A 3,281-nucleotide genomic window follows, 5' to 3' on the forward strand; every position below is an offset into this window, starting at 1 on the left:
TTGATGGCATTGCTCCACCACCACAGTATTTTGCAAAAAATGCCATGATGAATAAAGTAGGTTATGATGCTTTTGAAAGTGTTTTAAAAACTGGTGATAATCCATTAGATCCTGAGGAATTTGAAGCTTTAGCTAATCACGAATCTGCTTTAGTTTTAGATGTTAGAACGCAAGCTGATTTTATTAAAGGTCATATACCTAATTCAATTTTTATCGGATTAAACGGACAATTCGCACCTTGGGTTGGCGCATTAATTACTGATTTAAAACAACCTATTGTTTTAGTTGTTCCGGAAGGAAAATCAGCCGAAGCAGTAACACGTTTATCTCGTGTAGGATATGATAATACTTTAGGCTATTTAGAAGGTGGCATCGAAGCCTGGAAAGCAGCAGGAAAGGATATTGAAACTTTAGAATCAATATCTGCAGAAGAATTTGCATCTCGTGCAAAATCATCCGAAATCAATATTTTGGATGTAAGAAAAGATGGTGAATATCAAGCCTCTCATTTAGAAAATGCACAACATTTTGCATTAGATTACATTAACCAAAAAATGAATGAAGTTGACAATAAGAAAATCTATTACGTGCATTGTGCAGGTGGTTATCGTTCTGTAATTGCAGCATCAATTTTAAAAGCGAGAGGATTTAATAATCTCATTGATATTGCCGGAGGATTTGGTGCTATTAAGAAAACAGATCTTCCAACTACCGATTTTGTTTGTCCATCAACACTAAAATAGACATATTATGAAAAAAAACATGGGTAGCCTAGATAAAGGCATAAGAATAGTAATTGCAATAGCGATTTCTTTATTGTATTATTTTGATGTTATACAGGGCACGTTAGCCTATATATTAATGGCATTTGCTATTATTTTCTTACTTACAAGCTTTATAAGTTTTTGTCCACTTTATACACCGTTTGGCTGGAATACCTGCAAACGCAAATAATTAAATTATGAAAACAACAATACAAATACAAAACTTAAAATGCGGCGGATGTGCTAATACCATTATTACACAACTTTCCAAACTTAAAGGCATTTCGGACGTAGACGTTGATAACAACACAGACGAAGTGTCTTTTAATCATAACTCGGAAACTGAGTTTAACTTAGTAAAACAAACGTTATCCGACTTAGGGTATCCTATGACTGGCGAGTCTAATTCGTTACCAAAAAAGGCAAAGTCTTTTGTTAGTTGTGCCGTTGGCAGAATGACTAATTAGCAAAAAGTTTTTTTTGATTTTTCCTTTTTGCTCTTTTCCATGAATGAACTCTTTTACCTTTAGAATTATAATATATCTTTTTATTGAGCTTATAATTAGAATTATTTTTATGAAATAATCTATATATATAATTTGTGTCTAGATGATATTCCTCTTCTAATAGATTAAAAGAATTGTACTTAAATATGGTTAAAAAGTAAATCTCTCCATTAAATCCTTGCTTCCTTCTTAAAACAAGATTGCCTTTAAGGTCGTATATCTCTGTTGTCGGGTTACCCAATATAGCCGCTGAAGCTATATTATTAGTTTTAACTGTTTTGACTAATCTACCATCATTATCAAAATAATGCTCGATCATAAAATCGCCTAAATCATAAGTGCATCCCGCTTCTTCAGGATTTTCTATTCTCTTCAGTGCATCAACAATAATTTCCTCACTTTTAGAAACTAAAATATCCTCGTCAAATATTTCATTTTGCGAATGGCAGAATAAAAATGAAAAGAGAAGAAAGGCAAAGAGTTTATGCTTCATAGCATTAACTAAACAATTTCAGCACTGAGTCCAGCCTCTAAAAGCATGGAACAGCGCGGTTTGAGATCATCATATGAGCCAGTTTTTACCGTACACTTACCTTTATAGTGAACAATAATTGAACATTGCTCGGCTTGCTCTGGTGTATGATCGCAGGCATAAATAAGTGAGTCAATAACATGATCAAACGTATTGACATCATCATTAAACAATACTATTTCATTCTGTTTTAAAACTTCTTCTTCAAGAAGTAATTCTTCTTTTCCTTTTTCTTGAAAACTCATAATTGCAATTTGGACCTTACTAATTTAAAAAATATTTTAATATTAAACGTATAATTAGACCTTGTAAATTTTCAAATTATATAAAAATGAGCCACTAACTTAGTTAGTAGCCCATTATACTTTAAATGATTTATTTCACTTTAATTTTTTCTAGTTGCATGGTCCTAAAAGTGTCCAGCCACCAGAAACACGTTCATAAAGATTTCCAAAATAAGTAACTCGGTCACCTATGTTGTAACTTACGCCACTTTGCCATTCAGATACTCCATCACACGGTCCAACTGGAGCTTCAGGGTACATAAATTCTAAAGCAGTAACATCGTTTCCATTAAATTCTCCGTCTTCACTTGTCGAAAAACAGGCTTGCATTACAGACGTTACATCTCTCCTTGTTGGTGTGCCAGGAATATGAACAGCACCATCAGAACCTGTACCTTCATAACCCTGAGCTTGTGGAAGACAACTTAAACGATCAAACCAATCTGTATGGCGAAAACCAATAGCGTGACCTATTTCGTGAGTGATAACATGCTCATTCACATTAGTTGAAAATTGCTCAATACCGTAAATCTGCACAAACTTATTCGGTCTTCCATCTGATGTTGGGAAGCCTGCCACACCACCTGTACCACTTGGATTATTAACAGTATTATCATAAACCACCATATCTGCGGCTTGATAGTTTGTGCCAAATGATAAATTAAATTGTAAAGTAGTATTTAGATTATTGTAGTTATCAATAGCCCATTGCAAAGCTGTCTGAGCTTTACCAGATAAGGCCTGACTACCACCTGTATAACCAAGAATATCTATTGTACGATTCGCACCTTCAACTAGATTAAATGTGCGATACTGGCGCCCTTGATTGTCACCCATACCAAGCAATAAATCTAACTCTGATCTTGTGAAAGTAATATCACTACCAATGTATATTCTCTCCTCTACCGTTCCATCTGGCAAATGGAAATCTCCTTGAGACACCAATCCAACATCTATATCTAGTGTTCTTATAGCATCTAATAAATCAGAGTCAGTAACTAAGGTTCTGTTATCTAAATTGTTCATGTTAATAATAATATCCTCATCTAAATTTGAAACATTATTATCGACCTCATCTTTTTGACAAGCAGTAGATACTAATGCAAAAATAGAAATGGCAAAAACCCAATATTTTATTGTGTTTTTCATTTTTAATATTTTAAAAAATTAATGATTTGTTTAAGTCGAATACGTA

The 3,281-nt window shown here is 33.5% G+C and carries 6 protein-coding genes; 3 read left to right on the forward strand and 3 right to left on the reverse strand.

Translation table 11 applies throughout. The annotated features are described in order from the left end of the window. The 3 genes from ACTG3Y_RS13375 to ACTG3Y_RS13385 all read left to right on the forward strand — a co-directional run. The coding region (locus ACTG3Y_RS13375) for a rhodanese-like domain-containing protein (protein ID WP_439153419.1) at positions 1-743 on the forward strand (743 nt) is incomplete at its 5' end. A 7-nt stretch (positions 744-750) separates the two neighbouring features. Then, on the forward strand, positions 751-954 hold the full coding sequence (locus ACTG3Y_RS13380; protein WP_439153420.1) for a YgaP family membrane protein: 204 nt from the start codon (positions 751-753) through the stop codon (positions 952-954). Between the two features lie 7 nt (positions 955-961). Then, positions 962-1,231, forward strand: coding sequence for a heavy-metal-associated domain-containing protein (locus ACTG3Y_RS13385; RefSeq protein WP_439153421.1), 270 nt, complete (start codon positions 962-964; stop codon positions 1,229-1,231). Here the strand turns inward: ACTG3Y_RS13385 and ACTG3Y_RS13390 are convergent. The 3 genes from ACTG3Y_RS13390 to ACTG3Y_RS13400 form a co-directional block, all read right to left on the reverse strand. Continuing rightward, a complete protein-coding gene (locus ACTG3Y_RS13390) occupies positions 1,224-1,763 on the reverse strand; it encodes a hypothetical protein (protein ID WP_439153422.1) in 540 nt (179 codons plus the stop codon). The two genes, ACTG3Y_RS13385 and ACTG3Y_RS13390, sit on opposite strands and share 8 nt — an antisense overlap. 8 nt (positions 1,764-1,771) lie before the next feature. Then, complete coding sequence (locus ACTG3Y_RS13395; RefSeq protein ID WP_439153423.1) at positions 1,772-2,047, reverse strand: ATP-dependent Clp protease adaptor ClpS; 276 nt, start codon at positions 2,045-2,047, stop codon at positions 1,772-1,774. A 150-nt stretch (positions 2,048-2,197) separates the two neighbouring features. Further along, positions 2,198-3,235 carry a M57 family metalloprotease gene (locus ACTG3Y_RS13400; protein ID WP_439153424.1) on the reverse strand — a complete coding sequence of 346 codons (1,038 nt, stop codon included), beginning with the start codon at positions 3,233-3,235 and terminating at the stop codon, positions 2,198-2,200. Between the last annotated feature and the right edge of the window lie 46 nt (positions 3,236-3,281).

Source organism: Winogradskyella sp. (assembly GCF_965656915.1).
Taxonomy (GTDB): domain Bacteria; phylum Bacteroidota; class Bacteroidia; order Flavobacteriales; family Flavobacteriaceae; genus Winogradskyella.

Coding starts and splice junctions, on each gene's coding strand:
- ACTG3Y_RS13395 (WP_439153423.1), bottom strand. CDS start 2,047: ATGAGTTTTCAAGAAAAAGGAAAAGAAGAATTACTTCTTGAAGAAGAA.
- ACTG3Y_RS13380 (WP_439153420.1), top strand. CDS start 751: ATGAAAAAAAACATGGGTAGCCTAGATAAAGGCATAAGAATAGTAATT.
- ACTG3Y_RS13400 (WP_439153424.1), bottom strand. CDS start 3,235: ATGAAAAACACAATAAAATATTGGGTTTTTGCCATTTCTATTTTTGCA.
- ACTG3Y_RS13385 (WP_439153421.1), top strand. CDS start 962: ATGAAAACAACAATACAAATACAAAACTTAAAATGCGGCGGATGTGCT.
- ACTG3Y_RS13390 (WP_439153422.1), bottom strand. CDS start 1,763: ATGAAGCATAAACTCTTTGCCTTTCTTCTCTTTTCATTTTTATTCTGC.